Annotated in this window: 1 protein-coding gene; it reads right to left on the reverse strand. The window is 56.9% G+C overall.

Annotation, left to right across the window (positions count from 1 at the left end; genetic code table 11):
• Window positions 1-497, reverse strand: a 497-nt coding sequence (locus BV911_RS18935; RefSeq protein ID WP_139840175.1) for an IS3 family transposase, incomplete at both ends; no start/stop codon positions are given.

The following is a 497-nucleotide window of genomic DNA, read 5'->3' on the forward strand; positions in this document are numbered from 1 at the left end:
GTTGGTCCTGCGCTGGCCTGCGTTGATGGATGGCCTGTTCCAAAGCATCCAAGACGAAGCCTGCGTTTGCCGTGCGACTTGCCCGCCAGCCGACGATCCGTCGCGCAAACACATCAATGACGAAGGCCACATAGACAAACCCCTGCCATGTTGCGACATATGTGAAGTCGCTGACCCACAGAACGTTCGGCGCAGGCGCGTAGAACTGGCGGTTCACGCGATCCAGCGGGCAGGGTTGTGCCTTATCCTGGATCGTTGTTTTGGGGTTCTTACCGCGAATGACGCCTTCAATTCCAATGTCTTTCATCAGCCTGGCGACCGTGCAGCGGGCTATATCAAAGCCCTCGCGCCGCATTTGGTGCCAGATCTTCCGCACGCCGTAGACGCTAAGGTTTTCCTCAAACACACGTTCGATCTCGGGCTTGAGTTCAATATCACGCTGCGCACGGCATGACATCCGCGATGGATCAGCACGCTTGGCCAAGTGGTCATAGAAC

The sequence above is a fragment of the Pseudoruegeria sp. SK021 genome (genome assembly GCF_002119405.1).
Classification (GTDB): Bacteria; Pseudomonadota; Alphaproteobacteria; order Rhodobacterales; family Rhodobacteraceae; genus Meridianimarinicoccus.